We start from the raw sequence: 4,416 nt of genomic DNA, 5'->3' as shown, positions 1-4,416 counted from the left end.
CCAAACACTTTACTAAACGTATCTACGATAACAGCGTATGAGTTTGATTTAGTAAATGAAGTAACATTCTCAAAAACAGAAATAATTGGATTCGTTATCGACTGCCAATGCAAGAAATCGATAAAACACCCGCCTGTATTTTTGTGTGCTTCTGCAAATTTATTTCCGTTCTTAGATCTGCCGGTTATGGAACTCCCTTCGCAAGGCAGCGATCCTGAATTGACTTCCGTTCTAACGCCACCTCTGGACAAATCAACACTCTCCAATCGCATATTTAATCCGTATTGCTCTTCCGGTGCCTCCACAGCCCACACAGGATTATTTTGCAGACATGCATTGAAGTACCTTTCACTCGATTCGACAATTACCTTTACGAAAGTAGAAAGCTTACTCCGCTTAAGTCCATCGGAAATACTTGAGCACAATACCCCTATACCATTAAATATATCTGAAGTGGATAAAGGTATATTCGCTTTGTACTTTGACATAGCTCTCTGAACACGCTCTATTTGTTTGAGATTCCTCCAAGTCTTTATCACTCTATCGAGACTTAACTTCTTGATAGGTGAAGCCGGAGTTAGTTCAACAGAAGCAGAACCAAGCTCAGCCCCTGTGATATTTTTAGATAAGTAACCATTCAATTCATCATTTTTTACGTACCCCATATTTTTCATAGTATGGGAAAATGCGGCTTCAAGAGGATCTGTCCACTGTGTATCTATAAAAATTGCAGATGGTTGAAGTGTTTTGATGAAGGCAGTCATTAAGTAAAAGTAACAATTAGCCTCTGGCGCACCTTGTAAGCTAATCACTTCAGCCTTGATGCTACTCTTCTTTAGATCAAACAGCTCTATTGGCGAGTTGTATTCCAACTCGTTAGAAAGGAGTACTAAATTAGAATTCAAGCTGAATACGGCATGGTTTAAAGGCTTAAGATTTCTCGTCATATCCTTAAACCTCAGCTCTCTGTCACGAATCTCTTGGACTGAATGCAATTCGACAATTCGGATTTCACCATCTTTGATGTAGGCTTTTACATGGTCTCCGAAAATATCTAAGTCAGCGTGCTTTAAGTCAATGACAGGTCGCTCTTTACCGTTTCGTCTTGAGTTGGTCACTTGTCGAGAGCCGAAACGATCAATAACTATTTTAATTTCTTTCTTTGTACGGTCAGACTTAAGCTGAAACTTAGCCCCTCCTTTAAAACCCGCCATTAGTAAATACTGCCCTTCGAAGAATACTCTTAGTTTATTTCTATGGAGAGAAACTTTCTTCTCTAATACCTTTATCATACTGCCCCCAAGCAATTGATTTAACCTGATTCAACCATGTCATAATTATATAAAAAACAACAAAAAGATACCATATTTAAACACCAATCTTTGTAAAATATAATTAACTTATTATCTGGACTTTGGGCCGGACAAAGGCGACACAATAGGGCTCGATAGAGGGTCAGCTTTTTAGGCGAAGCCGTTAAGAAAAGCGTTACAAATGCTTTTTAGCTCGCCGAAGGCGGATCATATGGCCACCAGCATTCTGCTAGGACGGTGACAATGGGGTTTTGTTGGCATCGTACTAGCGCTGGTGGACAACAGCCCATGAGCGGCAATACTTGGCGAGGAACGAGACTTAGTAATGCAGGGGTAAGTCCGGCGGGTGGGCCTCGGTGGCGACTAGGGGGAACCCTGTTAGTGGAGAGTTTTCAAACCCATTAACTCCAATACATTCCAGATTAGATAATAAACCTAGTCACCATGTTGGATGATATGGGGCTACTTTTCACTGTTCGCTAAATAGAGTATTGATCTGTATTTACAATGATCATCAATTATCTGTACTAACTCATACACGATCTGAGAGTTTTAATTATACATTGTGACTTAATCGAACACCCGCATTCGACCTACCGCAGCTCACTATAATTTTTATTGTCCACTTGGCTCATGATTCAGATCCTCCACAGTACTGTATATGAGGTAAGATCTATAGTTTTGACCGAATTTCGCTACCTAAGTTACTCAAAAATTTGATGTTAGGAAGCAATAAACGGCGAAAATGTTTAGCGAAGTCAGTAATCTTCTGGTCTTTCGACCAAACAGAAGGATTGGTGTCAGCAAGTGACTGGCTTACGTAGCCAGAATGTTTTAAGCAGTTGTTCAATAGCTTTAGTTCTTTGAACTCGTTGAAATGCGAAACAGAGATCATATCAATATTAATTGAATTGAAATGGTCGATTAGTTTTTCTGTTATAAACAATTCTTTAACTTTACTATTATTAAGTAAGTTAGAAGCTTTAGCCGCTTTGGAAATACGGATTTCTATAGTCTTGTATAACCCTATAATTGCAAGTTCTTCTGCAAGCTCTTGAGCCTCCTTAGCATAATTCATTTCATCACTTAGGAACTCTAGTTGCTGTTCTTTCTCGTCTTCCGAAAGATCATCTGACTCTTCAATAAGTTTAGCTGAAGTACGAGCCTGTTTTTCTACGTGGTCAGTATAAACGCTAGAGCCAGCTAACAAGTCCATCATTACACTTTCATCTAAGTCCGTTAGGAGCATTACCTGCAAGCTTTCTAATTGGTTTTTGAAAAATGACATATACTTCCCTTTTTATTGAATCGATTGTAAGACCTGCTCCCATTTATCGAGATTACAGATGAAGAGAGATAACCAACTAAAAGTATGTTGATGTATTTGATAAAATGCGTCAAACGGAAATCGCTAGGAAATTAATAAACGATAACTCTAAGAAACTTAGGGGCAGAATCTATTTAGGGTAACCAGTCAGACCTAATCAAATCGTGGAAACGAAACGGTCAGATTGCTTTCAGACTAATCCTCATTAACCAAGGTTCACCTTTTACGATGAAGCCTTTCGTTGGCCTTTTTGTGCTTTTGATAGCAACCCATAGAATTTGTGCCGCTAAACATAGCTTTCCTGCGTCGTTCGTAAGCACTACTGCGATTTGAGTTACCTTTCTTCTCTTTTGGTCGTTCACTTGATAGAAACCTGTCAAGTGCTTCATCAAATGAAGATGTATCACTCTTAAATGCCCATCTCACTGCTAACAAAAAACCTGCAACCAATAATGTGCCTAGAAGTACTTTCTCACTCATTTGGTGACTCTTCTGTTGAGCTCTTACTATCTGTTGTCAACGTTCCAATTAACTCATCATCAACTGGACATTCATTGCATCGGTTCAGACACTGTTCTTTAACAGGGACTGACACACTACAAAGTTCATCACTGCTCTGTTCTATAAGTGTTTCAAGACGACTCATTATTTCCTTCCTATAGTTAGGCATTAAGCGATTGTGATTATAGAAAATTCATCCATTTCCTAAATTTACTGAGACAAAAGGTCATGACAGTTTGAGCAAACACCTTGCTGTTTTTCTCTATCCACTTTTAGCCAATAACATGCCTGGGAGTTCTCAAAACATGCATTATTATCACTACACCCGCAGCCAATGCAGACAGCTTCTTTAGGCTCAGGTCGAATATTATAAATAGTTAAATCTACCATGCTTTCCCCTTTAATCATTTGTCTTAACGAAAGGGTCGGGACAATCATCTAAATCAACAAAGTGTCTGTCTGCGATTTCTTCTATCTTCGGATACTCTTCTATGAGATCGAAAACCGACCTACCTTTGAGGTCATAGTCGAACTGAATTCCAGCTCTGAACCAATAATCGATCTGTCTATTCAAGCAGTTCTTTGCTGTAGCTTTAGTTGGCTTTTTAAGTAGTTCCTCTAAATCTTCAGAGTCAACATAACCACCCGTCATGTCTTCAGCACAGCCAACTTTTTTAAACAAATACTCCCAGTCGGCGTACAATTCTTCGTATGTCATTGGTGAATCTTCTCCTGGTTAAATAGACTTCATGTTCTTGCGTCGTTTAATTGCATCAACCTCACGATTGTAAGCCTCTAAAGGCTCAAGTAAATGAGCATATAGCTTTTCATTTTTGATGTACTCATCATGATTTATTAGTGCCTTAAGTTGTGCTACGGACTCTTTAATTGGCACTCGTACTACCCAAGAGTCTGTTTCAAAAGAGAATTGCCATGCTCTTTTAAAATAATTTTCGAAAGCGTTTAGAGCCTTACTTCTCATAGTCCAAACATTACGCCTTCTTAATGCGTGATCACTCTCTAAATAGTGATTAGCAATATTATCGTTAATGTCTATCTCCCAACTCTCAGGATCTAAAACAGAACTAGTAAAGTGAGCGACCGTCACCCATAGGCACAGCTGTTCTCGTGTAAAAGTATCCGGATTGGAATTAAGCGAATCTAATACCTCAATAGCATATTTTTTCGCTTGTTTATTGATGTTTGCTAACTCTTGAGCCTTGCGTTTTTCGATACGGGCTTTCTTCTCTTTAATTTTGGTAAACTTATCTTTTG

At 38.8% G+C, this 4,416-nt stretch carries 6 protein-coding genes; all 6 read right to left on the bottom strand.

The annotated features are described in order from the left end of the window. A partial coding sequence (locus IQR33_RS30965) for a hypothetical protein (RefSeq protein ID WP_228014236.1) occupies window positions 1-1,292 on the bottom strand: 1,292 nt, incomplete at its 3' end. A gap of 694 nt (window positions 1,293-1,986) precedes the next feature. Beyond that, entirely contained in the window at window positions 1,987-2,601 is a 615-nt protein-coding gene (locus IQR33_RS30960) for a hypothetical protein (protein WP_025767154.1), read from the bottom strand. 255 nt (window positions 2,602-2,856) lie between these two features. Beyond that, window positions 2,857-3,120, bottom strand: coding sequence for a hypothetical protein (locus tag IQR33_RS30955; protein WP_193263247.1), 264 nt, complete (start codon window positions 3,118-3,120; stop codon window positions 2,857-2,859). Continuing rightward, window positions 3,113-3,286 carry a hypothetical protein gene (locus IQR33_RS30950; protein WP_172797333.1) on the bottom strand — a complete coding sequence of 58 codons (174 nt, stop codon included), beginning with the start codon at window positions 3,284-3,286 and terminating at the stop codon, window positions 3,113-3,115. Before IQR33_RS30950 ends, IQR33_RS30955 begins: the two co-directional genes overlap by 8 nt. 255 nt (window positions 3,287-3,541) lie before the next feature. After that, window positions 3,542-3,859, bottom strand: coding sequence for a hypothetical protein (locus IQR33_RS30945; RefSeq protein WP_193263248.1), 318 nt, complete (start codon window positions 3,857-3,859; stop codon window positions 3,542-3,544). 18 nt (window positions 3,860-3,877) lie between these two features. After that, window positions 3,878-4,416: hypothetical protein (locus IQR33_RS30940; protein ID WP_193844303.1), on the bottom strand; the 539-nt coding region annotated here is incomplete at its 5' end.

This window comes from Vibrio sp. OPT46 (assembly GCF_015163535.1).
GTDB classification, from domain to species: domain Bacteria; phylum Pseudomonadota; class Gammaproteobacteria; order Enterobacterales; family Vibrionaceae; genus Vibrio; species Vibrio alginolyticus.
The sequence above is the reverse complement of the archived record's forward strand: the minus strand, read 5'-3'. Positions and strand labels throughout refer to the sequence as shown.

Coding starts and splice junctions, on each gene's coding strand:
- IQR33_RS30960 (WP_025767154.1), bottom strand. CDS start 2,601: ATGTCATTTTTCAAAAACCAATTAGAAAGCTTGCAGGTAATGCTCCTA.
- IQR33_RS30955 (WP_193263247.1), bottom strand. CDS start 3,120: ATGAGTGAGAAAGTACTTCTAGGCACATTATTGGTTGCAGGTTTTTTG.
- IQR33_RS30950 (WP_172797333.1), bottom strand. CDS start 3,286: ATGAGTCGTCTTGAAACACTTATAGAACAGAGCAGTGATGAACTTTGT.
- IQR33_RS30945 (WP_193263248.1), bottom strand. CDS start 3,859: ATGACATACGAAGAATTGTACGCCGACTGGGAGTATTTGTTTAAAAAA.